General features: G+C 73.7%; 20 protein-coding genes. 7 read left to right on the top strand and 13 right to left on the bottom strand.

Annotated features, from left to right (window positions below; translation table 11 throughout):
• The first annotated feature begins 72 nt into the window (after window positions 1–72).
• Window positions 73–1,443 carry a cystathionine beta-synthase gene (locus ACLQ2V_RS04635; RefSeq protein ID WP_425717107.1) on the top strand — a complete coding sequence of 457 codons (1,371 nt, stop codon included), beginning with the start codon at window positions 73–75 and terminating at the stop codon, window positions 1,441–1,443.
• 56 nt (window positions 1,444–1,499) lie between these two features.
• Here the strand turns inward: ACLQ2V_RS04635 and ACLQ2V_RS04630 are convergent, their stop codons facing one another.
• From ACLQ2V_RS04630 to ACLQ2V_RS04600, 7 genes are all read right to left on the bottom strand, one after another.
• Window positions 1,500–2,012 carry a GNAT family N-acetyltransferase gene (locus ACLQ2V_RS04630; RefSeq protein WP_425717106.1) on the bottom strand — a complete coding sequence of 171 codons (513 nt, stop codon included), beginning with the start codon at window positions 2,010–2,012 and terminating at the stop codon, window positions 1,500–1,502.
• Window positions 2,009–2,938, bottom strand: a complete 930-nt coding sequence (locus tag ACLQ2V_RS04625; protein WP_425717720.1) for a ribonuclease Z — start codon at window positions 2,936–2,938, stop codon at window positions 2,009–2,011. The genes ACLQ2V_RS04630 and ACLQ2V_RS04625 overlap by 4 nt, the downstream gene beginning before the upstream one ends.
• A gap of 377 nt (window positions 2,939–3,315) precedes the next feature.
• Window positions 3,316–4,506: an osmoprotectant NAGGN system M42 family peptidase gene (locus ACLQ2V_RS04620; protein ID WP_425717105.1), complete on the bottom strand. Its 1,191-nt coding sequence runs from the start codon at window positions 4,504–4,506 to the stop codon at window positions 3,316–3,318.
• Complete coding sequence (gene ngg, locus ACLQ2V_RS04615; protein WP_425717104.1) at window positions 4,503–6,425, bottom strand: N-acetylglutaminylglutamine synthetase; 1,923 nt, start codon at window positions 6,423–6,425, stop codon at window positions 4,503–4,505. Before ngg ends, ACLQ2V_RS04620 begins: the two co-directional genes overlap by 4 nt.
• Before the next feature lie 2 nt (window positions 6,426–6,427).
• A complete protein-coding gene (locus ACLQ2V_RS04610) occupies window positions 6,428–8,212 on the bottom strand; it encodes an N-acetylglutaminylglutamine amidotransferase (RefSeq protein WP_425717103.1) in 1,785 nt (594 codons plus the stop codon).
• Between the two features lie 241 nt (window positions 8,213–8,453).
• Entirely contained in the window at window positions 8,454–9,113 is a 660-nt protein-coding gene (msrA, locus tag ACLQ2V_RS04605; protein ID WP_425717102.1) for a peptide-methionine (S)-S-oxide reductase MsrA, read from the bottom strand.
• Window positions 9,114–9,215: 102 nt separating this feature from the next.
• Window positions 9,216–9,635, bottom strand: a complete 420-nt coding sequence (locus tag ACLQ2V_RS04600) for an HIT family protein (protein ID WP_425717101.1) — start codon at window positions 9,633–9,635, stop codon at window positions 9,216–9,218.
• Window positions 9,636–9,775: 140 nt separating this feature from the next.
• Between ACLQ2V_RS04600 and ACLQ2V_RS04595 the strand changes: the two genes are divergently transcribed.
• The 3 genes from ACLQ2V_RS04595 (at window position 9,776) to ilvA (ending at window position 13,696) form a co-directional block, all read left to right on the top strand.
• Complete coding sequence (locus ACLQ2V_RS04595) at window positions 9,776–10,918, top strand: cystathionine gamma-synthase (protein ID WP_425717100.1); 1,143 nt, start codon at window positions 9,776–9,778, stop codon at window positions 10,916–10,918.
• Window positions 10,919–10,954: 36 nt separating this feature from the next.
• On the top strand, window positions 10,955–12,364 hold the full coding sequence (locus tag ACLQ2V_RS04590; RefSeq protein WP_425717099.1) for an amidase: 1,410 nt from the start codon (window positions 10,955–10,957) through the stop codon (window positions 12,362–12,364).
• A 111-nt stretch (window positions 12,365–12,475) separates the two neighbouring features.
• On the top strand, window positions 12,476–13,696 hold the full coding sequence (gene ilvA, locus ACLQ2V_RS04585) for a threonine ammonia-lyase (RefSeq protein ID WP_425717098.1): 1,221 nt from the start codon (window positions 12,476–12,478) through the stop codon (window positions 13,694–13,696).
• Window positions 13,697–13,769: 73 nt separating this feature from the next.
• Here the strand turns inward: ilvA and greA are convergent, their stop codons facing one another.
• Together greA and ACLQ2V_RS04575 are read right to left on the bottom strand one after the other, a co-directional pair.
• Window positions 13,770–14,270: a transcription elongation factor GreA gene (greA, locus tag ACLQ2V_RS04580; RefSeq protein ID WP_425717097.1), complete on the bottom strand. Its 501-nt coding sequence runs from the start codon at window positions 14,268–14,270 to the stop codon at window positions 13,770–13,772.
• 140 nt (window positions 14,271–14,410) lie between these two features.
• A complete protein-coding gene (locus ACLQ2V_RS04575; RefSeq protein WP_425717096.1) occupies window positions 14,411–14,842 on the bottom strand; it encodes a DUF4307 domain-containing protein in 432 nt (143 codons plus the stop codon).
• 180 nt (window positions 14,843–15,022) lie between these two features.
• Between ACLQ2V_RS04575 and mca the strand changes: the two genes are divergently transcribed.
• The 3 genes from mca (at window position 15,023) to ACLQ2V_RS04560 (ending at window position 18,945) form a co-directional block, all read left to right on the top strand.
• Window positions 15,023–15,904, top strand: coding sequence for a mycothiol conjugate amidase Mca (mca, locus tag ACLQ2V_RS04570; protein ID WP_425717095.1), 882 nt, complete (start codon window positions 15,023–15,025; stop codon window positions 15,902–15,904).
• Window positions 15,905–15,952: 48 nt separating this feature from the next.
• Entirely contained in the window at window positions 15,953–16,237 is a 285-nt protein-coding gene (locus tag ACLQ2V_RS04565; protein ID WP_425717094.1) for a hypothetical protein, read from the top strand.
• Between the two features lie 188 nt (window positions 16,238–16,425).
• The gene (locus tag ACLQ2V_RS04560; RefSeq protein WP_425717093.1) at window positions 16,426–18,945 is read left to right on the top strand and encodes a putative bifunctional diguanylate cyclase/phosphodiesterase; all 2,520 of its coding nucleotides are present in this window, start codon (window positions 16,426–16,428) and stop codon (window positions 18,943–18,945) included.
• A gap of 22 nt (window positions 18,946–18,967) precedes the next feature.
• Here the strand turns inward: ACLQ2V_RS04560 and ACLQ2V_RS04555 are convergent, their stop codons facing one another.
• The 4 genes from ACLQ2V_RS04555 to ACLQ2V_RS04540 are packed head-to-tail and all read right to left on the bottom strand — an operon-like array spanning window position 18,968 to window position 23,142.
• Window positions 18,968–19,669 carry an NUDIX domain-containing protein gene (locus ACLQ2V_RS04555; protein WP_425717092.1) on the bottom strand — a complete coding sequence of 234 codons (702 nt, stop codon included), beginning with the start codon at window positions 19,667–19,669 and terminating at the stop codon, window positions 18,968–18,970.
• A gap of 46 nt (window positions 19,670–19,715) precedes the next feature.
• Entirely contained in the window at window positions 19,716–20,549 is an 834-nt protein-coding gene (locus tag ACLQ2V_RS04550; protein WP_425717091.1) for a hypothetical protein, read from the bottom strand.
• The gene (locus ACLQ2V_RS04545; RefSeq protein WP_425717090.1) at window positions 20,546–21,463 is read right to left on the bottom strand and encodes a hypothetical protein; all 918 of its coding nucleotides are present in this window, start codon (window positions 21,461–21,463) and stop codon (window positions 20,546–20,548) included. The genes ACLQ2V_RS04550 and ACLQ2V_RS04545 overlap by 4 nt, the downstream gene beginning before the upstream one ends.
• Complete coding sequence (locus ACLQ2V_RS04540; RefSeq protein ID WP_425717089.1) at window positions 21,460–23,142, bottom strand: hypothetical protein; 1,683 nt, start codon at window positions 23,140–23,142, stop codon at window positions 21,460–21,462. Before ACLQ2V_RS04540 ends, ACLQ2V_RS04545 begins: the two co-directional genes overlap by 4 nt.
• Window positions 23,143–23,359 lie beyond the last annotated feature (217 nt).

Genomic DNA, 23,359 nt, shown 5'->3' with positions numbered 1-23,359 from the left:
CGTACCCTGAGCGTCGACCGACCGTCTGCCCGGCCGCCCCGCCGCCGGTGCCGCAACGAAGGGCACAACGAGGTGCAGTACTACGACAACGTCGTCGAGATGATCGGCAACACCCCGCTGGTACGGCTGCGCAACGTCACCGAGGGCATCCGGGCGACCGTGCTCGCGAAGGTGGAATACCTCAACCCGGGCGGGTCGGTCAAGGACCGCATCGCGCTGCGGATGGTCGAGGACGCCGAGGAGGCGGGCATCCTGAAGCCCGGCGGCACCATCGTCGAGCCGACCAGCGGCAACACCGGCGTCGGGCTGGCCCTGGTGGCCCAGCTCAAGGGCTACCGGTGCGTGTTCGTCTGCCCCGACAAGGTCAGCCAGGACAAGCAGGACGTGCTGCGGGCGTACGGCGCGGAGGTGGTGGTCTGCCCGACCGCCGTCGCGCCGGAGGACCCGCGCTCCTACTACAACGTCTCCAACCGGCTGGCCCGGGAGATCCCCGGGGCGTGGAAGCCCGACCAGTACAGCAACCCGGCCAACCCGCGCTCGCACTACGAGACCACCGGCCCGGAGCTGTGGGAGCAGACCGGCGGCGAGCTCACCCACTTCGTGACCGGGGTGGGCACCGGCGGCACGATCTCCGGCATCGGCCGGTACCTCAAGGAGGCCTCCGCGGGGCGGGTGAAGATCGTCGGCGCCGACCCGGAGGGCTCGGTCTACTCCGGCGGCACCGGCCGGCCGTACCTGGTCGAGGGGGTCGGCGAGGACTTCTGGCCCGAGACGTACGACCGCAGCGTCGCCGACGAGATCGTGGAGGTCTCCGACAAGGCGTCGTTCGAGATGACCCGGCGGCTGGCCCGCGAGGAGGGGCTGCTGGTCGGCGGCTCCTGCGGGATGGCCGTGGTGGCCGCCCTGGAGGTGGCCCGCCGGGCCGCCCCGGAGGACGTGATCGTGGTGCTGCTGCCCGACAGCGGCAAGGGCTACCTGTCGAAGATCTTCAACGACACCTGGATGGCCCGGTACGGCTTCCTGGACAACTCCGGCAGCGAGCCGACCGTCGCCGACGCCCTCGCCGGCAAGCCGGGCGGGCTGCCCGAGCTGGTGCACGTGCACCCGACCGAGACGGTCCGCGACGCCATCGACTACATGCGCGAGTACGGCGTCTCCCAGCTCCCCGTGCTGAAGGCCGAGCCGCCCGTGGTGACCGGCGAGGTGGCCGGCTCGATCGCCGAGCGGGACCTGCTCGACGCCCTCTTCACCGGCCAGGCGCACCTGCACGACACCATCGAGCGGCACATGGCCGAGCCGCTGCCGATGATCGGCGGCGGCCAGCCGGTCAGCGAGGCGGTCGCCATGCTGGAGAAGTCCGACGCGGCGCTGGTGCTGGTCGACGGCAAGCCCAAGGGCGTGCTGACCCGCCAGGACCTGCTGGCCCACCTCGGTTCCCACTAGGCAGGCAACGAAGGGCACCTCCCATCGCGGCTCGGATGGTGAGGTGCCCTTCGTCGTCACGACACTTCGCGGGCGTAGCGGAGCTGAGGGGTGGGGTGGGCGCCGATGTACTCGTCGCGGCGCTCGCCGGTGGGTCGCCAGCCGCCGTGCTCGTAGAACCCCCGCGCCGCCGTGTTGCGCTCCAGCACCCAGAGCACCCCCCGACGCCAGCCCCGGCCCCGCATCGTGGCCAGCGCGTCGGCCATCAGCGCCCGGCCGGTGCCCCGGCCCCGCTCGGTCGGCTCGAGGTGGATGGCGTTGAGCAGGCCGGTCGCCGGGTCGTCGCCGTCGTCCGGGCCGACGTAGCTGAACCCGACCAGCCGGCCGTCCCGCTCGACGACGGTCATCACGTGGTCGTCGCGCTCCCAGCCCCACCGCTCCGCCCAGTAGGCCCCCATCGCCTCCGGCGTCGGATCGGCCAGGGCCTGCGGCGGCAGGAACGACGAGTACGCCGCCACCCGGGAACGCTGGTGCAGCGCCCCCACCGCGTGCAGGTCGTCGACGGTCGCCCGCCGGAGGATGATCGTCACCCGCCCGAGGCTACCCGCCGGGGCGGGACCGGCACGGTGGCCAGATCCTCGGCGATCACCAGGTCGCCGTCGAAGTGCTCGCGGGCCTCGTCGGCGAAGCGCCGGGCGTCGGCGTACCGCTGGGAGAAGTGGGTGAGCACCAGCGTGCGTACCCCCGACTCGGCCGCCACCCGCGCGGCCTGGCCGGCCGTGAGGTGCCCGACCTCGGCGGCGAGCGCGGCCTCCGAGGCCAGGAACGTCGACTCGATGACCAGCAGGTCGGCGCGCTCGGCGAGGGCGTACACCCCGTCGCAGAGCCCCGTGTCCATCACGAACGCGAACCGCTGCCCCGGCCGGGGCACGCTCACCTCCTCGCGGGTCACGCGCCGCCCGCCGACGTCCAGGTGGCCGACGCGCAGCAGCTCCCCGACGGCCGGCCCGGCGACGCCGTACGCGGCCAGCCGCTCCGGCAGCATCCGGCAGCCGTCCGGCTCGACCAGCCGATAGCCGTACGTCTCGATGGGGTGCCGCAGCCGGCGGGCCTCCAGCGTGCCGACGCCCAGGGCGATCCGCTGCCCGTCGGCGCTGATCGGCTCGACGGCCAGCTCGGCGGTCTCGTGGAAGCTCGACGCGTGCCGCAGCCGGGCGAAGTACTCCGCCCCGCCGGCCGGGAAGTGCACCGCCACCGGGCGCGGCACCCGGTCCAGGGAGAGCCGCTGGATGGTGCCGGGCAGGCCGAGGCAGTGGTCGCCGTGGAAGTGGGTGACGCAGATGCGGGTCAGGTCGGTGGCGGTGACGCCGGTGTGCAGGAGCTGGCGCTGACTGCCCTCGCCCGGGTCGAAGAGGATCACCTCGTCGTCCCAGCGCAGCACGTACCCGTTGTGGTTGCGGGCCCGGGTCGGCGTCTGGCTGGCCGTCCCGAGGACCACCAGTTCGCGCATCGACACGGTGCCCCCGGTGAGCATGGAGCGACCCCCGGGGTTCTCCGCGCTCGCGCGCGGGCCGGCTGGACTTGGCCGGCACCCCGGGGGTCGGGTGGCTGTCGTGGATTCGCCGCACCGCTGCCACACGGTCTCGACGATCGTGCATGTCCGCCTCGCGGCGGACGAGTTTTCACTGTCGAGGACAGCGGCTAGCGGACAGCCACCTCACGAGTCCGATTGCTATACAAGTCTGGACCACCTCCCTTCACGTGTACCGCCACGTTAACCACTTCCACGGCCCCTCGGCAACGGATTTCGATCACAACCCCGCGCGGCCGGTGCCGGACTCGGCCCGGCCGTGGGGCGCGAGGGCCGGCGGCGGTCGGGACCAGTGCGGGCGGTTACGCGTCGGCGATGCCGATCGGGCCCTCGCGGGGGCCCTCGTCGCTGGCCGGCTGCACCGCCAGCGACGGGAAGTCGGCCAGGTCGCCCTCCGGCTCGGCGTCCCACTCGGGGAAGACGAGGTCGCTCTGCAGGTACAGGCAGAGCAGCTGGGTGAGCTGGCTGAGCCCGTCGAGGTGGGTGCGCTCGTGGCCGTGGGTGGCGTCCACCCCGAAGCCGAGCAGGGCCACCCGGGCGTGCGCGCCCGCCTCGACCGCCGCCGCCACGTCCGAGCGGTAGAACTCGAAGACGTCGCGGACCAGGTCGATGTCGTGCTCGCGGGCGATCGCGGCGAGGTTGCGGGTGAGGTGGTAGTCGAACGGGCCGACGCCGTCGCCCATCGCCAGGGTGGCCGCGTTCTCCCGGGACTGCTGGCCGGGGGCGACGACCGCCGCGTCCACCGAGACGATCTCCGCGACGTCCGGGTCGAGGCCGTGGCTGGCCCCGTGCCCGATCTCCTCGGTGACCGTGACCAGCAGGTGCGCGGTGACCGCCGGGGTGACGTCCGCGTCGACCATCGCCTTGAACGCGGTCAGCACCGCCGCCACGCCGGCCTTGTCGTCCAGGTGCCGGGACTTGACGTACCCGCCGGGGGTGACCGTCGGGTTGGGCAGGAACGCCACGAAGTCCCCGACGTCGATGCCGAGGGCGCGCAGCCCGGCGGCGTCCTCCACCGGCTCGTCGACGCGGACCTCCACCTGCTCCCAGCCGACCCCCTGGAGGTCGACGTCCTCGTTGTAGCGGTGCCCGCTGGCCTTGAGCGGGAGCACCTGGCCGGTGATCACCCGGTCCAGGCTGTCGGTGAAGATCCGCACGTGCGCGCCCTCGGCGAAGCGGGCGCTGTGCGTGCCGATCTGCATCAGCTCCAGCCGGCCGTTCTCCTTGAGCCGCTTCACCATGCCGCCGATGGTGTCGGTGTGCACCACGATCGCCCGGTCCGCGCCGGTTTCGCGGGGGCCGGGCAGGCAGGCGCCGAGCGCGCCACGCCGGGTCAGCGTGGAGGTGATCCCGAGCGCGGAGAGGCGCTCCCCGACGTACTGCTGCACGTGGTCGGTGCGCCCCGACGGGCTCGGGATCTCCAACAACTCCACCAGTACCTGACGGAGGTAATCCAGGTCGATCTTCAGCGGAACGGGTTTGCGTGCGGTCATGCCTGAGAGCTTGCCGCACCCGCCGGGGTCCAGAGACGCTGCGGTGCCCGCGTGCCGGGGAAGAGCAGGTCGACGAAGCGTTCGGCGGTCGGCTGCGGCTCGTGGTTGGCCAGGCCGGGCCGCTCGTTCGCCTCGATGAAGACGTGCTCGGGCTGGTCCGGCGCGCCGACCAGCAGGTCCAGGCCGGTCACCGGGATGTCCAGCGCCCGGCTGGCCGCCACGCACGCCTCCGCGATCTGCGGGTGCAGCTCCTCGGTGACGTCGTGGATGGTGCCGCCGGTGTGCAGGTTCGCGGTGCGGCGGACGGCCAGCACGGTCCCCTCGGGCAGCACGTCGTCCAGCGCGTACCCGGCCTCGGCGATGACGTCCCGGGTCATGTCGTCGACCGGGATGCGGGACTCGCCGCCGGTGGCGGCGGCCCGGCGGCGGCTCTGCCGCTCGATCAGCTCGGCGATGTCGTGCACGCCGTCCCCGGTGACCTGCGCCGGCCGGCGGATGGCCGCGGCGACCACCTCGTGGTCGATGACGATCACCCGCAGGTCCTCGCCGTCGCGCATCTGCTCGATGAGCACGTCCGGGCAGAAGCCCCGGGCCAGCGCGACGGCGGCGGTCAGCGCCTGCGGGGTGCGTACCCCGACGGTGATGCCGTTGCCCTGCTCGCCGCGCGCCGGCTTCACCACCACCCGGCCCACCTCGGCCAGGAACGCCGCGTCGGCGTCGTCGGAGGTGGCCGTGCGCCCGCGCGGCACCGACAGGCCCGCCTCGGTGAGGATCCGCCGGGTCACCCGCTTGTCGTCGCAGCGGCTCATCGCCACCGCCGAGGTCAGCTCCGACAGCGACTCGCGGGTGACGACCGCCCGCCCGCCGTTGCTCAGCCGCAGCTCGCCCCACTCCGGGTCGGTGACCTCCACCCGGATGCCCCGGCGCATCGCCTCGTCCGCGACGATCTTCGCGTACGGGTTGAGCCGGTCGTACCCGGGCGGGGTCGACGGCAGGAAGAGGCGCTCGTTGATCGGGTTCTTCCGCTTCACGCAGAGCGTGGCGGTGCGGTAGAAACCGAGCCGCTCGTACAGCCGGATCGCCCCGGTGTTCGCGGCCAGCACCGACAGGTCGACGAAGGCCCGGCCGCGCGCGGTGAGGCGGGCCGCCAGCGCGGTGAGCAGGGCCTGGCCGGTGCCGGGCGGGGCGGTGTTGAAGTCCACGGTCAGGCACCAGAGGCTGGCCCCGTTGTCCGGGTCGGCGAAGACCGCGACGTGGTCGACGCCGGTGATCGTGCCGACCAGCTCCCCGGCGGCGTCCTCGGCCACCAGGTGCAGGAACCGGTCGGTGCGGGCGTTGGCGACCAGCACGTCGACGGGGGCGGTGACCATGCCGTTGCGGGCGTAGATCCGGTTCACCGCGTCCGCGTCGTCGGCGTCGCGCAGCGTGCGGATCCGCAGGCCGGGCACGCCGCCCTGGTCGTCGCCGTCGCCGCGGCCGTCGCCGTCGCGCTCGCCTTCGCCCGGCTCGGCGGCGGGCTGCCGCTGGGCCGGCGCCCCGGCGGGTCGCAACCGCAGCCGGTACGTCAGCGACGGGTCGATGAACAACTCGTCGTGCAGCCGGGACACCAGCACGTGCGGGTCGCGCAGGTAGATGCAGATGTCCCGGGCGCCGGCGGCCTCCGAGCGCAGCACCGCCGCCACCGCCGCCTGGTCGCTGAAGGTCTGGCCGAAGACCAGCCGCCCCCAGCCGCAGTCGAGCACCACGCCGTCGCCCCCGGCCGGGCGCTCGGAGTCGACGCCGTCGCCGCCGGGCTGCTCCGGGTCGGTGCCGCCGACCGGTGCCATCGGGTCGCCGCCCGGCCCCACCCGCTCGCGCCGTCGGCCGGGGCCCGGCTCGCCGCCGGTGCCCGCCACGTCGGCCGCCGATGTGTCGCCCACGGTCAGTCGATTCCGTGGCTCTGGAGCCACATTTCCAGGAGTCCCAGTTGCCACAGCTTGTTTCCGTTCAACGGAGTGAGTTCGGCGTTCGGGTCGGCCAGCAGCGCGTCGACGTACTCGGTGCGGAACAGGTTGCGGCGGCGGGCCTGCGGCGCGTGCAGCGCGTCGCGTACCCGGTCGAGGAGCTTGCCCTCGAGGTGGGTGAGGCCCGGCACGGGGAAGTAGCCCTTCGGCCGGTCGATGACCTCGTGCGGCAGGACCCGGCGGCCGATCTCCTTGAGCACGCCCTTGCCGCCCTGGGCCAGCTTCAGCTCCGGCGGGCAGCTCGCGGCCAGCTCCACGAACTCGTGGTCGAGGAACGGGACCCGCGCCTCCAGCCCGTGCGCCATGGTCATGTTGTCGACCCGCTTCACCGGGTCGTCGGTCAGCATGATCTGCGTGTCGATGCGCAGGCCGGCGTCGACCGCCGTCTGCGCCCCCGGCCGCCCCAGGTGGGCGGCGACGAACTCGCGGGCCGGGTCGCCGTCGGCCAGCCACGCCGGGTCGAGGACCCGGGCCAGCCCGGCCGCGTCCCGATCGAAGAACGCCTTCGCGTACGTGTCGACGGCCCGCTCCCGGTCGACGCCGGCCAGCGGCGGATACCAGTGGTAGCCGCCGAGGATCTCGTCGGCGCCCTGCCCGGACTGGACCACCTTGACGTGCTTCGACACTTCCTGACTGAGCAGGTAGAACGCCACGCAGTCGTGGCTGACCATCGGCTCGCTCATGGCCGCCACCGCCGCCTCCAGCGGGGGCAGCAGGTCCCGGGCGGCCACCCGGATCTGGTGGTGGTCGGTGCCGAAGCGCTGCGCCACCAGGTCGGAGTAGACGAACTCGTCGCCGGAGCGCCCGCCGACGGCGTCGAAGCCGATGCTGAAGGTCGACAGGCCGCGCTGGCCCTCGCCGGCCAGCAGCGCCACCACCAGGCTGGAGTCCAGCCCGCCGGAGAGCAGCACGCCCACCGGCACGTCGGCGACCATCCGGCGGCGCACCGCCGTGGTCAGCGACTCCAGCAGCGCGTCCTCCCAGTCGCGGGCGGACCAGCCGGCTCGCTCCTCGCGCCGGGTGAAGGCCGGGTCCCAGTAGAGCCGCTCGTGGGTGCTGCCGTCGGCCTCGTACACCCGGACGGTGGCCGGTGGGAGCTTGGCGACCCCGCGTAGGATCGTGCGCGGCGGCGGCACGATGCTGTGGAAGCTCAGGTAGTGGGCCAGCGCCACCGGGTCGATGCTGGTGTCCACGCCGCCGCCGGCCAGCAGCGCCGGCAGGGTGCTGGCGAAGCGCACCGCCCCCGGGGACTCCGCCACGTAGAGGGGCTTGATGCCGAGCCGGTCGCGGGCCAGCACCAGCCGGCCGGTGTCCCGCTCGCTGATCGCCACGGCGAACATCCCGATCAGGTGGTCGACGAAGTCGAGCCCCCACTCGGCGTACGCCTTGACGACCACCTCGCTGTCGCCCGCGGAGAAGAACCGGTGGCCCTTGGCCTGCAGCTCCTCGCGCAGCTCACGGTAGTTGTAGATGCAGCCGTTGAAGACCCCGGTGAGCCCGGCCGCCGAGTCGACCAGCGGCTGGCAGCTCGCCGCCGAGAGGTCGATGATCTTCAGGCGGCGGTGCCCGAGGGCGGTGGGCCCCTGGGACCACACCCCGCTGTCGTCCGGGCCCCGGTCGCTCATCGTGGCCGCCATGCGCTCCACCGCCGCGACGTCGGCCCGCGAGCCGTCACGGCGAAACTCCCCAGCCAGTCCGCACATGACAGACAATGCTGCCAGAGGTCAGCGCGGTTCGCCTGTTGAGATGATGTCGATGCGGTTACGCGGTTGCTAAAATGCGCGCCCCTCCGCGCGGCCCCGCTCTCCATCCGCCGATCCTCGCCGGCCACCCGGCCCTCTGAGGCGGATCCCGGGCGCCGGCGATGTGACAAAGCCCGCACGGCCGGCGGACCCCGCCCCGCCGGCCGGCGGAGATGCCCCGCCGGCCGCGCGGTGCCGGCGCTCAGGCCGTACGGGCCACGCCGACCGGGCAGCTCAGCCCGTTCGGCCCGTGGTTGCAGTACCCGTTCGGGTTCTTGGTGGGTGCGAGATACTGCTGGTGCTGGTCCTCGGCGAAGTAGTAGTCGCCGAGCCGCTCGATCTCCGTGGTGATCTCGCCCTTGCCGGCCCGCGCCACGATCGGCGCGAACGCGTCCCGGGACGCCTGCGCGGCGGCGAGCTGATCGTCGCCCGTGACGTAGATCGCCGACCGGTACTGGGTGCCCACGTCGTTGCCCTGGCGCATGCCCTGGGTCGGGTCGTGGTTCTCCCAGAAGACCTTGAGCAGGTCCTCGTAGCTGATCACCGTGGGGTCGTAGACCACCTGGACCACCTCGGCGTGCCCGGTCCGGCCCGAGCAGACCTCCTCGTACGTCGGGTTCGGCGTGACCCCGCCCGCGTAGCCGGCGGACGTGGTGAGCACGCCCGGCAGCGTCCAGAACAGCCGCTCGGCACCCCAGAAGCAGCCCATTCCGAAGACCGCGACCCGCGCGCCCTCCGGGAACGGACCCTTGAGCGGGGTGCCCAACACCTCGTGCCGGTCGGCGATCGGCATCGCGATGAGGCGGCCCGGCAGGGCCTGGTCGGGGGTGGGCAACTCGGACTTCATTCGGCGCAGGAACACGGTGGAACTCCTCTCGTACCTCTGCAGCCTGTAACACCGCCGGCTGCCCCTTCCTTACCCACTTCACCCACACCCAGGCGGAGCACGGGGGGCCGTACCAGCTCAGAGGGCCGCGGCGATGCGGGCGGCGTGGGACTCCGCCTCGGCGTCGTCGGCGTAGCGGGTGCGCGGCCAGAAGAAGCCCCGCAGGCCGTCGCCCTTCGTCCTCGGCACCACGTGGGTGTGCAGGTGCGGCACCGACTGGGACACCAGGTTGTTCATCGCCACGAAGGTGCCGCCGGCACCCAGACCCGTCTGCACCGCCACGGCGAGGCGCTGGACCAGCCCGAAGTAGCCCGGCAATGCCTCGGCCGGCAGGTCGGCCAGGGTGACCAGGTGGGCGCGCGGCACCACCAGCACGTGCCCCCGGAACACCGGCCGGGTGTCGAGGAACGCCACCCCGTCCGGGGTGTCGGCGACCCGGAACGCGGGGACCTCGCCGGCCACGATCCCGCAGAACACGCACCCGCCCGCCCTGTCCATCCGGCCAGGCTAGTGCGCCCGGCCCGTCCCCGCCCGTGCGTCGCGCGCCGCGCCGGGCGGTGTCGGGGAGCGAGGGGAACGCCCAGACCCCGGAGGCGTTGCGGCGGGGCAGCCCCTGTGCACCGACTAACGTCTGGGGGATGAATCACGGCTTCGAGACGCTCGCCATCCATGCCGGCCAGGACCCGGAGGCCCGCACGGGCGCGGTGATCCCGCCGATCTTCCAGACCAGCACCTACGCCCAGGACGCCGTCGGCGCGCCCCGGCTGGGCTACGAGTACAGCCGCTCCGGCAACCCCACCCGGGACGCGTTGCAGGAGTGCCTCGCCGCGCTGGAGGGCGGCCCGGTCGCGCTCGCCTTCGCCAGTGGCCTGGCCGCCGAGGACGCCCTGCTGCGCGCGGTGTGCAAGCCGGGCGACCACGTGGTGATCCCCGACGACGCGTACGGCGGCACGTACCGGCTCTTCGCGAAGGTGACGCAGCGGTGGGGGCTGTCGTACACCCCGACGAAGATCTCCGACGTCGACGCCGTGCGGGCCGCGATCCGACCCGGCGTCACCCGGGTCGTCTGGGTGGAGACGCCGACCAACCCGCTGCTCGGCATCGCCGACATCGCCGCGCTGGCCGCCGTCGCCCACGAGGCCGGGGCGCTGCTGGTGGTGGACAACACCTTCGCCTCGCCGTACCTTCAGCAGCCGATCGCCCACGGCGCCGACGTGGTCGTGCACTCCACCACCAAGTACGTCGGCGGGCACTCCGACGTCGTCGGCGGCGCGCTGATCGCCGCCGACCGGGACCTCGGCGAGGAGCTGCGCTACCACCAGAACGCGATGGGCGCGATCAACGGCCCGTTCGACGCCTGGCTGACCCTACGCGGCATCAAGACCCTGGGCGTACGGATGGACCGGCACTGCGACAACGCCGAGCGGATCGCCGCGTACCTGGACGGGCACGCCAAGATCGGTCAGGTCATCTACCCGGGCCTGCCGTCGCACCCCGGTCACGAGGTGGCCGCGAAGCAGATGCGCCGGTTCGGCGGCATGATCTCGTTCCGGGCGGCCGGCGGCGAGGAGCACGCCATCGAGATCTGCAACCGGACGAAGCTCTTCGTGCTCGCCGAGTCCCTCGGCGGCGTGGAATCCCTGATCGAGCACCCGGGCCGGATGACACACGCAAGTGCGGCCGGCTCGCCGCTTGAAGTTCCCGGCGATCTCGTGCGACTGTCTGTCGGCATCGAGACGGTCGACGACCTGCTCGCCGATCTGGAGCAGGCGCTGGGCTGACCGAGCAAGCGCTGGGCTGACCGCTGGCTGGGGAGGGTGGCCGTGCAGGACATCATGCCGACCTGGGTGGGTGCGACCGCGAAACAGATCGCTCGCGGCGTACGCCGGGGTGACGTCTCCGCCACCCAGGTCGTCGCCGACCACCTGGACCACATCGCCCGGGCCGACGCGGACCTCGCCGCGTTCCGCACCGTGCGCGGCGGGGAGGCGATCACGGAGGCGGAGAAGGTCGACGAGCAGGAGGAGCTGGCGAACCTTCCGTTGGCCGGGGTGCCGGTCGCGGTCAAGGAGAACACCCCGGTCGCCGGCCTGCCCACCTGGAACGGCTCGGCCGCCGTACGGAGCGCCGTGGCGGAGGCCGACCACGAGGTGGTCCGGCGGCTGCGCGGCGCGGGTGCGGTGATCCTCGGGGTGAGCCGGATGCCGGAGCTGGGCCTCTGGGCGCTCACCGACGACCCCAGCGCGGTCACCCGCAACCCGTGGGACCCCGGGCGCACCCCGGGCGGCTCCTCCGGCGGGGCGGCCGCCGCGGTCGCGGCCGGGCTGGTGCCGCTGGCGCACGGCAACGACGGGCTCGGCTCGATCCGGATTCCGGCGGCCTGCTGCGGGCTGGTCGGGCTGAAGCCCGGCCGGGGGGTGGTTCCCTGCCAGCTCGGCGCCGACGACTGGTTCGGCCTGACCGAGCACGGCATGCTGGCGACCACGGTCGCCGACGCGGCGGTCGGCTTCCAGGTGCTCGCCGGTCGGCGGCAGGAGAAGCTGGTCCCGCCGCAGCGGCTGCGGGTCGGCGTCTCGCTGGCCTCCCCGGTCCGCGGCATCTCGGCCGACGCGCCCAACCGGGACGCGGTGGCCGCCGCCGGGCGGCTGCTGGCCGCCGCCGGTCACGACACCGTCCCCGCCGACCCGGTCTACCCGACCAAACTGGGCCTGCAGGGCATCGCCACCTGGTTCGCCGCCGCCGCCACCGAGGTGCGGGCCGCCGGGCTCGACCGGCGCGGCCTGCAGCGGCGTACCCGCCGGCACGTGGCGCTGGGGGAGTGGGCGCACCGCCGGGGGTACGTGCGGGAGGCCGACCGGGCCGCCTGGCGTGCCCGCTCGATCGACTTCTTCGCCGACCACTCGGTCGACCTGCTGCTCACCCCGGCGCTGGCCGGCCCGCCGCCGGCGGCCGCCGCCTGGTCCGGCCGGTCCTGGCGGGCGAACATGGCGGCCAGCATCCGGTACGCCCCGTACGCCGCCCCGTGGAACATCGCCGGGTTGCCCGCGATCGTGGTGCCGGTGGGCCGCCGTCCCGACGGGTTGCCGGTGGCGGTGCAGCTCGTCGGCCCGCCCGGCTCGGAGCTGCTGCTGCTCGGCGTCGCCGGGCAGTTCGAGCTCGAGGCGCCGTGGGCCCGGCACGCCCCCGGCTACCCCCGCAGCGGGACGGGCGCACCGGCCACGGCGTGACCGCGTCACCGCCCGGCGCTGTGCCGTCACGGAGTCGTCGCCGCAGGTAGCGGGGGTGCGCGGGGTGGTGTCGCCGCCGGTGGCCGGGGCGACGGGTGGCACGATCGGGGCATGACGGAACTGGTCGGTCTGGCCGACGTGCGCGCCGCGCGGGAACTGCTCGCCGGCGTCACCCGCACCACCCCGCTGGAGCCCTCCCGGCCGCTGAGCGCGGCGCTCGGCGGGCCGGTCTGGCTCAAGTGCGAGAACCTCCAGCGCGCCGGGTCGTACAAGGTGCGTGGGGCGTACGTGCGGATCTCCCGGCTGTCGGCGGCGGAGCGCGACCGGGGGGTGGTGGCCGCCAGCGCCGGCAACCACGCGCAGGGCGTCGCGCTGGCCGCCGGGCTGGTCGGCACCCACGCCACCGTCTTCATGCCGGTGAACGCGCCGCTGCCGAAGGTCGCCGCGACCAAGGGGTACGGCGCGCAGGTCGAGCTGGCCGGCCACACCGTCGACGAGGCCCTGGTCGCGGCGCAGACCTTCGCCGAGCGCACCGGGGCGGTGCTGATCCACCCGTTCGACCACCCGGACGTGATCGCCGGGCAGGGCACCGTCGCGCTGGAGATCCTCGAACAGTGCCCGGAGGTACGGACGATCATCACCGGGGTCGGCGGGGGCGGCCTGATCTCGGGCATGGCGGTCGCGGTCAAGGCCCTGCGGCCGGACGTGCGGCTGATCGGGGTGCAGGCGGCCGGGGCGGCGGCCTACCCGCCGTCGCTGGCCGCCGGGGAACCCGTCCGCCTGCCGGTGTTCAACACCATCGCCGACGGCATCGCGGTGGGACGCCCGGGGGAGCTCACCTTCAACCACGTCCGCAAGCTCGTCGACGAGGTGGTGACGGTCACCGAGGAGGACATCTCCCGGGCGCTGCTGATGCTGCTGGAACGGGGCAAGCAGGTGGTGGAGCCGGCCGGGGCGGTGGGCGTGGCGGCGTTGCTGGCCGGCGTGATGCAGGTCGAGACGCCGGTGGTGGCGTTGCTCTCCGGCGGCAACATCGACCCGCTGCTGATGATGCGGGTCATCGAGCACGGCCTGGCGGCGGCCGGGCGGTACCTGCGGGTCACCGTGCGCTGCTCGGACCGGCCGGGACAGCTGGCCTCCCTGCTCGGCGAGATCGCCGAGCACCGGGCGAACGTGGTCGACGTGGAGCACCAGCGGGCCAACCCGCACCTGCACCTCGGTGAGGTCGAGGTGGCGTTGTCGGTGGAGACCCGGGGGGTCGAGCACTCCGACAAGCTGATCGGCGCCCTACGGGCCAGCGGTTACCAGGTGGTCCTCGCCGCGGGGTCCTGAGCGCGCCCCCGCGGGCGCGGGACCGACGTCTCCCCGGGGCCGGCAGCCGGCCCCGGGGAGACGTCGGGTGGGCTCAGCCCGCGAACGGCTCGAAGCTGACCACGGTCACCTTGATGTCCGCGCCGCTCGGCGCGGTGTAGGTGACGGTCTGCCCGGGGCGGCTGCCGAGGATCGACTTGCCGAGCGCCGACTCGGGGCTGTAGACGGTCAGCTCGGTCGTCGAGGAGATCTCCCGCGACCCGAGCAGGAAGGTCTCGGTGTCGGCGGTGTCGTCGTCGAAGTAGATCGTGACGACCATCCCGGGGGAGACGACGTCGGCGGTCGGGGCCTCGCCGACCTTGGCGGTGCGGAGCAGCTCCTTGAGGTAGAGGATCCGGCCCTCCGCCTTGCCCTGTTCCTCGCGGGCGGCGTGGTAGCCGCCGTTCTCCCGCAGGTCGCCCTCTTCGCGCCGGGCGTTGATCTCGGCGGCGATGACCGGTCGGTTGGCGATCAGCTCGTCGAGCTCGCCCTGGAGGCGGTCGAACGCGTCCTGGGACAGCCAGGTGGCGGGAGCCTCGTTGTCAGTGTTGGACACAGGCGGTCTCCTCGTGTGTTCGGACTGGCTGACGGTAAACCACCAAGTTACCAGTGCCGCGCCCGTAGGGGTGCCGGCGATTACCGCGGGTGCCGGTGACGGAACCCGGAGTGTGTGCGGCAGGGGAACGTTTCGGCAGCTCAGCCGGTGGGACGGCAGCGCACCACCTCGCTGGCGTGCGGGCGGGCGGTGGTGACCAGCCGGTGCCGCAGGCCGAGCTGCGACTCGCCCGCGCGGGCCGGCAGGGTCACCTCCTCCCGCGCCACCTCGGCGCCGTCGTACGAGCGGGCCCGCAGCAGGCAGGTCGCCGACTCGCCGACCGGCACGGTCACCCGGAAGTCGATCACCACCTGGTTGTCGGTGATCTCCGTGTAGGAGATCACCTTCGCGTCGTAGTCCGGGTCGCCGTACTTGTCGTACTGGCTGTAGGCGGCCACGCCGAGCACCGCCACCAGCGCGACGGCCAGCAGGGCGACCAGCGCCGGGCGGCGGCCGGTCTCCCGGCGGCGGCCGTAGCGGCCGGGCGGGAAGACCGGGGCAGCGGGGGCGATTGTGGCGTGCGTCTCGGTCACCGCTGGGTATCTCCTGGCGTCGTTGTCGGTGGCATCGGCAAGAATGGCAGGGTCCATCTTCCAAGCCCGGCGCCGACTCGTCGGACGAGCGCCGAATCACCGATGATGACTCAAGGATGACAGGTCGGCCCGCGTCCGGCGTCAGGTCAGCATCGGTGGGATCAACGAGGAGCGCCGCACGTGGCAGAGCAACTGCGCCTCATGGCCGTTCACGCGCACCCCGACGACGAGTCGAGCAAGGGTGCCGCGACCATGGCGAAGTACGTGGCCGAGGGGGTCGACGTGCTGGTCGTGACCTGCACCGGCGGCGAGCGCGGCAGCGTGCTCAACCCCAAGATGGACCGGCCGGACGTCTGGGCCAACATCGGTGAGATCCGCCGCGCCGAGATGGACGCGGCCCGGGCGATCCTCGGCGTCGAGCAGGCGTGGCTCGGCTTCGTCGACTCGGGGCTGCCCGAGGGTGACCCGCTGCCGCCGCTGCCCGAGGGGTGCTTCGCCCTGCAGGACGTCGAGGTCGCGGCCGGCCCGCTGGTGCGGCTGATGCGCCAGTTCCGCCCGCACGTGGTCACCACCTACAACGAGGAGGGGGGCTACCCGCACCCCGACCACGTGATGACCCACAAGGTGACCGTCGCCGCCTTCGAGGCCGCCGGCGACCCGGCCCGGCACCCCGAGCTCGGTGCGCCCTGGCAGCCGCTCAAGCTCTACTACGACGTGGGGTTCTCCAGGGACAAGATCCAGGCCCTGCACGACCGCATCGTCGCCGCCGGCCTGCCCTCGCCGTACGAGGAGTGGTTCAAGCGGTGGGAGGAGCGCCCCGACCGGGGCCGCCGGATCACCACCCGGGTCGAGTGCGCGGACTACTTCCCCGTCCGCGACGACGCGCTGCGCGCCCACGCCACCCAGATCGACCCGGACGGGTTCTGGTTCCAGGTGCCGATGGAGCTCCAGCGGGAGGCCTGGCCGACGGAGGACTTCGAGATCGCCCGCTCCGTGGTCGACAGCCCGGTGCCCGAATCCGACCTCTTCGCCGGGGTGCGCGGCACGGTCCATGCCCGCTGACCCGGTGGCGGGCTACCCTGGTCACCAGTCGCACTACGGAGGAACGCCATGCTGACCGCTGCCCAGGTGCTCGCGGAGAACAACTTCGGTGACACCCGCACGGGGGGCCTCGCCGGCCCGATGGGCCTGTTCCTCATCCTGGTCCTGGCCACCGCGACCGTGCTGCTGATCCGCAACATGAACGCCCGGCTGCGCCGGCTGCCCGACCGCTTCCCCGCCACCGGCACCGCCCCCGGGCCGGTCCGGGTGGAGGATTCAGTCGTCGATCCGACAGACGGGACTGAGAGGCAGGAGTCACGCCCGGCCACTCCCGGGGCGTCCCAGCAGGGCTGAGACGCGTGATCCGGGCGTGATTCACGCCGAAGCCCGTTGTCGCCCCCTGTTGCCGCCCCCGGCTTTGGCTTAGCCTTCCCGCCGGGGGCCAAGAGTCCCCTTAGCCGCGCGCGGGAAGGGGCGCCGATGACCGGGTCAGCGACGGCTGCCCACCGTGCCGTGCACCGGTCGACGGACGGGCCGGGCCGGTGACCTCCGGCTGGGGCCGCGACCGGCTCGGCGTGCGCGGCGTGCCGCACCGCGTGTTGCTGCTGACCGCCGCCGTCGCGCTGACCGCCCTGTCGGCCGTCGTGGTCGGCCTCACCCTCCCCACCGAGCTGCCGGCCGACGATCCGCTCCCGGCCCCCGCCCGCTTCGCCGTCGCCGTCGTGGCGTTCGCCGTCGCCCAGCTCGCCCGGCTGCGCTTCCGCGTCGGCTCCGGGATGGCCAGCATCACCTGGGGCGAGGCCGCGCTGATCGTCTCCCTCTACCTGGTGCCCGCCGGCTGGCTGCCCGCCGCCACGCTGCTCGGCGCCGGCGCGGCCTGGGCGGCGCTCTCCGTGACCGGCGACCGCCGGTCGCCGGTGGAGACCGTCCGCATCGTGACCTCGCTGACCTCCGCCACCGCCCTGGCCGTCACCGTCGCCACCGCCTTCGGCGCGCCCCTGCTGGCGGCCCCCACCCCGGAGCTCGTGCTGGCCCTGGTCGCCGGCGCGGTGACGTACCTGCTGGTCGGCGCCTGGCTGGGCGGGGTCACCGTGGCGCTGCGGCACGGCGTGCCGATGGCCCCGCCGCTGCTGGCGGCGCTGCACGGCAAGCTGCTGATGTTCGTCGGGAACGTCTGCGTCGGCCTGGCCGTGGTGGCGCTGCTGGAGGTCGACGCCCGCTGGCTGCTGCTGGGCCCGCCCGTGCTCTGGCTGCTCCAGCAGACCTACCGGCACCGGCTCCGCGCCGACCAGGAGCGGCGCAGCTGGCGGGCCTTCGCCGAGGCCACCGCCGGGCTCAACCAGCTCGACGAGCGGGGGGTGGCCACCGCCGCCGTGACCGGCGCGGCGACCCTCTTCGGGGCCGAGGCGGTCGAGGCCGACGTGGCGCGGGGCGACGGCCGGTGGCGGCGCTACCGGGTCGACGCCGCCGGCCAGGTCGTCGACCGGGAGGTCGGCCCGCCGGTCCGCGCCGAATCCGACCCGTGGGAGCTGGTCCGGCCCCTGAAGGTCGGTAGCACCCGGGTCGGCGAGCTGCGGATCCGCTTCCCCCGCAGCGCGCCGCCCACCGCCCGCGAGCAGGACGCCGTGGCCGCGTTCTCCGACGCGCTCGCCGCGGCCCTGCACGACGCGGCGACCCACCGCGAGCTGCGGCTGATCACCGCCCGGTCGTCGTACGAGGCGGTGCACGACCCGCTCACCGGGCTGCTGAACCGGGCCGCCATGCTCAGCGAGGGCGACCGGGCCCTGCGGCAGCGTGCCCATGACCACCCGGTCGCCCTGCTGCTGCTCGACGTCGACCAGTTCAAGGAGGTCAACGACACCCTCGGGCACGCCGCAGGCGACCAGTTGCTGCGGCTGACCGCCGAGCGGCTGGGCGCGCTGACCCGCTCGGGTGACCTGCTGGGCCGGCTCGGCGGCGACGAGTTCGCCCTGCTGCTGACGACGGTCCCGGTGCTCGGCGACCGCAGCGCCCCGCTGGCGTACGCGCTGCGCCAGGCCCGGGAGATCGCCGAGCGGCTGGCCGCCCCCACCGAGGTGGCCGGGGTGCGGATGTCGGTCGAGGTCTCCGTGGGGGTGGTGGTGGCCGAGGCCGGGGCCGCCGACCTGACCGAGCTGCTGCGCCGGGCCGACATCGCCATGTACCAGGCCAAGGGCGGTGGCGGCAGCGTCGCCGCGTACGACAGCTCCCGGGACGCCGCGAGCACCGACGCGCTCGCGCTGCTGGCGGAGCTGCGGGAGGCCCTCGCGGCCGACGACCAACTGGTGCTGGCCCTGCAACCGGCGGTGGACCTGGCCACCGGGGCGCCGACCGGGGTGGAGGCGCTGATCCGCTGGCGGCACCCCCGCCGGGGACTGCTCGGCCCGACCGAGTTCATCCGGCCGGTGGAGCACAGCGAGCAGCTCGGCGCCTTCACCCGGTACGTGCTGGACAAGGCGCTCGGGGTGGCCGCCGACTGGGCCCGGCAGGGGCTGGACGTGCCGATCTCGGTGAACCTCTCGGCCCGCAGCCTGCTCGACCCCCGGCTGCCGGCCGAGATCGGCGAGGCGCTGCGCCGCCACCAGGTGCCGCCGCACCGGCTGGTGCTGGAGATCACCGAGACGGTGGTGATGAGCGAGCTGGACGTCATCGACGAGGTGCTGGCCACGCTGCGGTCGATGGGCGTGCAGCTCGCCGTGGACGACTTCGGCACCGGCTTCTCGTCGTTGTCGTTCGTCACCCGCATCCCCGTCGACGAGCTGAAGGTCGACCGCTCGTTCGTGATCCGGATGGCGGAGTCGCCGGAGGCGGCGGCGATCGTCCGGGCGACCGTGGGGCTCGCCCACGAGTTGGGCCTGCGGGTGGTCGCCGAGGGGGTGGAGACCGCCGAGCAGCGGCTCGCCCTGGCCGAGCTGGGCTGCACGTCCGCCCAGGGCTACCACTTCTTCAAGCCGATGCCGGCGGACAAGATCGGCGCGGTGCTCGGGTCGCTGCTCGACTCCGCGCAGGGCAACGTCTTCCCGCTGCGCGCCGACGGCGCCTGACTGACCGCCTCCGGTGCTGCTGCTACCGACCGGCGGGCGGGCGCAGCATCGCCGGGTGGAGCATGGTGGCGTCGCCGCGCCGGTACAGGGCGGCCGGGCGGCCGGTGGGCGGGTTGCGCCGCTGCCCGGTGGGCACCACGAAGCCGCTCACCCCGGTGACCTTGCGGTGGAAGTTGCGCGGGTCGAGGCGTACCTGCCAGACGGCCTCGTAGACCGCGCGCAGCTCGCCGATGGTGAAGGTCTCGCCGCAGAACGCCGTGGCCAGTGGGGAGTACTCCAGTTTGGCCCGCGCCCGTTCCAGGGCGTCGGCCAGGATGGTGTCGTGGTCGAAGGCGAGCCAGCCGTGGCCCAGCCGGTCGTGGTCGATCGGCTCCCACCGGGCCCGCGCCGCGTCCGTGCCCGCCACCGGGATGGGCAGGTCGGGGGCGATGGCCAGGTAGGCCACCGAGGCGACCGGGCCGCGTGGGTCCCGCTCCGGCGTGGCGTACGTGCGGACCTGTTCCAGGTGCAGCGCGCGAGCGTCCAACCCGGTCTCCTCCGACAGCTCCCGCGCTGCCGTGTCGTCCAGGTCCTCGCCGGCCCGGACGAAGCCGCCGGGCAGCGCGGCCTGCCCCTCGAACGGAGGCTTGCCTCGCTCGATCAGCAGGACCGCCAGCCGGCCGTCACGGATCGTGAGAATCGCCAGGTCGATGGCGATTCGGAAGACGGTGCGCTGGTCGGACACAACGGAAGGGTAGCGGCCGGCCCGGAGGCGGGCGCGTGCATCCCGATCAGGTGAGGCTTCGGCCATCGCGGCTGCGGCCGGCGGCCCAGACCTGGTCGAACTCGCGGGTGAAGTGCCGATACCAGACCGGATCCCGGTCGGCACGCAGGGTCAACGTCGCCTCGCGCCCGTCGGGCCGGTGGGAGTAGACGTCGATCGAGAGGTGGCCGGTCGACTCCTCCGGGTCGAGCAGCGCCATGCCGAAGGCGGGTACGAAGTGGAGCAGGCGGACCTCCAGCCGCCCGCCGCCCTCCTGGCCGGCCAGATAGTCGAGCAGATCGATGGTGGGTTGGATGCGGCGGGTGAAGACCTCGCCACCGCCTTCGGGCAGCCCGTTGCGGCGGGCCGCCTCCTCGGGGGCGGGGCCGGCCGGGTCGATGAGCGCGACCCGCACCGTGGCGCCCGCCGCCAACTGCTGCCGCAGGTCGTCCAGGTGGCTGCGGATCGTCCGGCTCAGGGTCACCCCGACCAGCCGGATGTCCCGCGCGCCGGCCAGCCCCACAGCCCCGCCCGGCATGGCGGCGGTGAGCAGCCGGTCGGCGGATTCGCCCCCCTCCGGGCGGAGGCGGCGGGTCAGCTCGCGGAGGGTGGACTCGATGCCCCGCAGCCGCCGCCGCCCGGTCAGCAGGTCGAAGGTGATCACGCCGAGGACGGTCAGGGTGGCGGCGGCGACCACGTCCGGGCTGGTCACGTTCAACAGGCCGAGCGCGCCGACGACCAGCGCCGCCCCGGAGACGAGGTATGCCTCCAGTTCCCCACTGGTCAGCCTGCGGACCAGCGCCGCCGGCCGGGCGGGGACCGGGGCACGTCCGGGCCGGCGCGGGTCGTCGGCGCCGGTCACCGCGCGTCCTCGACCAGGCGCAGGTACGGCAGGAACCGCTCCACGACCAGCGCGGCGTGCCGCGCCGCCAGGGCGTGGTCGGCGTGTCCCTTGTGTCGGTCGGCCCGGTCGGAGATGCCCCGGACGGTCATCCAGCCGCGTAGCGCCCGGTCGGCGGCGATCTCCTCGTAGAACGCCTCGGCGACGCCGGCCGCCTCCGTCTCCACGGCCAGGGTCTTCTGGTGCACCTCGGTCAACCAGGACCGGATGGCCGAGCCCTCGTCGGTCACCACCGCGTTGCCGGAGCCGACCGGCCCCCGGTGGACGTGGAAGCTCTCGTCCGACCCGGCGTGCACGACCGGACCGTGCCGGACGAGGAAGTCGTTGACCCGGTTGAGCAGCACCGCCGCGGTGGCCTGGGTGCGCCCCCGGCGACGAGGGCCGGCCTCGGTCTCCTGACGGCTGTCGTACAGGATCACCTCGTCGGCCAGGATCACGTCGCCCACCGAGATGTCCGGGCGGATCCCGCCGGCGATGCCGACCAGCAGCACGAGCGGCGGCGCGAAGTGCTGGCGGAGCTCCCGGTAGGCCGACGAGGCGGAGTGCGTGCCCGGTTGGAGGGCCTGGGCGGCGACGACCCGTAGCGGGCCGCCCTCGGCCGCGAAGGTGGCCCGGTGCACCGTCCGGCCACCGTAGATCTGCTCGATCCGGTGGTCGGGCACCCGGCTCAGCATCTCGGCGACCGCCCTCATCTCCAGCGGCAACACCGTGAGGATCCCGACGTCGGTGGGCCGCCCGGCCCGGCGGTCGGCCGACGCGAGGGATTCCCGCACGTTGGCGTGGTTGTGCTGGACGGCATTGACGTCGCCACCGACCTGGACGCTGCCGCCGGTGACGTGCAGCCCGGTGTTGTTGCGGGCCCAGTGCTCGCTCATTGCCCCAGCCCTTTGCCAGCGCGGTCGTTCGTCTGGGTGCTGTGCACGTCGCCGTGCACGGTGAGGCTGCCGCCGGTGACGATGGCGCCGGCGTTGAGCAGGGTCGCGGCCCGCTGCCGGTACTCGCTGGTGTCCACCCCGCGCTCCTGGAGGAAGTCGAGCGCGGCGGCGAGCAGTCGGCGCTCGATGATCCGCTGGTGCTTGTCGACCTCCTGGGCCTGCAGGTGGTGCCGGGTGTCGGCGGCCATCCCGAGTTCCCGGACGCTGGTGCGCGCGCCGTAGTCGTAGCCGGGTCGGGTCGGGCCGCCGCCAGCGCCGGAGAGGGCGTTCGTCACGGCGTCGAATCCCGCCCGCAGGAGGTTGAGCGGGGCGCGGCCGATGGTCGATGGTGCGTACAGCAGGCCCTGGAGCCCGGCCCGGACGAACGCCGCGGGCCCGGTCCCGCCGACCTGGTCGACCACCCGGAACCGGTCGGCGCAGGGCGGCAGCGCGGTGGAGGTGAATTCCATGTAGAGCGATCGGCCCTGGACCGCCACGTGGACGTAGACGGTGGTGACCAGCTCGCCGCGCCAGGAGACGACCTGGCAGACCAGGAAGTGCCGCAGCGGCGCGGTGGGGTGGCGGATGATCGCCGGTAGGTGGCCGGGGTCGGTGTACGGGGTCAGGTGGGCGACCTCGGTCCCGGCGAGGAAGACCCGGTCGTCGACGGTCAACCCGGGAAGCTGCTGCTCGGGCTCCCGATCGCTGGAGAGCCCACCGAGTTCGTCGCGGAGGTGAGCCAGCAGGTCGGTGGCGGTGAAGGGTGCGGTCGCGAACTCCCGGTCCGACTCGGGGGTCAGGCCGGTCAGCGGGTCGCCGGCGCGGACCAGCCGCTGGGCGAAGCCCCAGTTCTTGAGCACCAAGCCGGAGCCGACGAACGGCCGGTAGTCGGCGAAGACGACGGTGTTGCCGCTCTCCTGCCGCCGGATCTCGTCGAAGCGCTCGGAGCGGGCCGGCGCGGGCGGCGTGTGGCCGGGGGCGAGCCGTTCGAGCTGGCTCTGTCGGAACAGGTTCGCCCCGATCGGCACACCGAAGACGACCAACAGCAGCCCCATGATGAGCGCCGGGGCCAGCGACGACTCCGGGGTGGGCGTGTTGACCTGGTCGAAGCCCTCGCCGATGCTGGCGAGGGCGAATCCCGTCGCGACCAGGCTGAGTAGGGAGAAGGCGACGACCGCGATGACGAGGCGGAAGATCGCGATGACGGCCTGGCCGATGATGAGCCCGGCGCTGGCCGACCGGCCCCGGCGCAGCTCCCGGGTGGTGTCCCGGACGACCTGCCAGACGGAGGTGAACAGGTAGAGGGTGATCAGCACGGTGAGGACGAAGGAGAGTGCCAGCGGGGCGGCGCAGAGGGCGGACACCGTCACCACGACGATCGCCGCGTCGCGGAGGACGGCGATCCGTCGGGCCTGCAGGCACTGCCCGAGCACGGCGACCAGGTCGAAGCCGTACGACGGGGCGATCAGGCGGCGACGCTGGTGGTAGACCTCGTTGAGGCTGGCGCGCTGGAAGTCCTCGTCGAGGTACGCGCCCGCGCAGAGGTGGCGGGTGGCGTTGGAGGTGGGGATCGGCGGCATCGGGAAGGGCGGTGTGGCCGGCGGGGTCGGGACCGGGCCGGTCGGCTCGTGGTTCGTCATGACGTCCCATCTGTGGGCATCGGTGGGCCCTGGGTGGACCGGAGGGGGTGGCCGCTCGCGTCCTTCGTCGGCCGCGTGGCCGCGCCTGTTAGTGTTGATATGACGATAAGCCCACGGTAGGTGCGAGGCTACTTCGTGTCAATAAGACGATTAGTTGCTCCGGGTGGCCCAGACGGGACCGGGATGCCGCCGTGCCGGGCGCTGGTTATGGTCGTTC

The sequence above is a fragment of the Micromonospora sp. DT233 genome (genome assembly GCF_049841815.1).
Classification (GTDB): domain Bacteria; phylum Actinomycetota; class Actinomycetes; order Mycobacteriales; family Micromonosporaceae; genus Micromonospora.
This window is presented reverse-complemented; position numbering and strand designations above follow the sequence as displayed.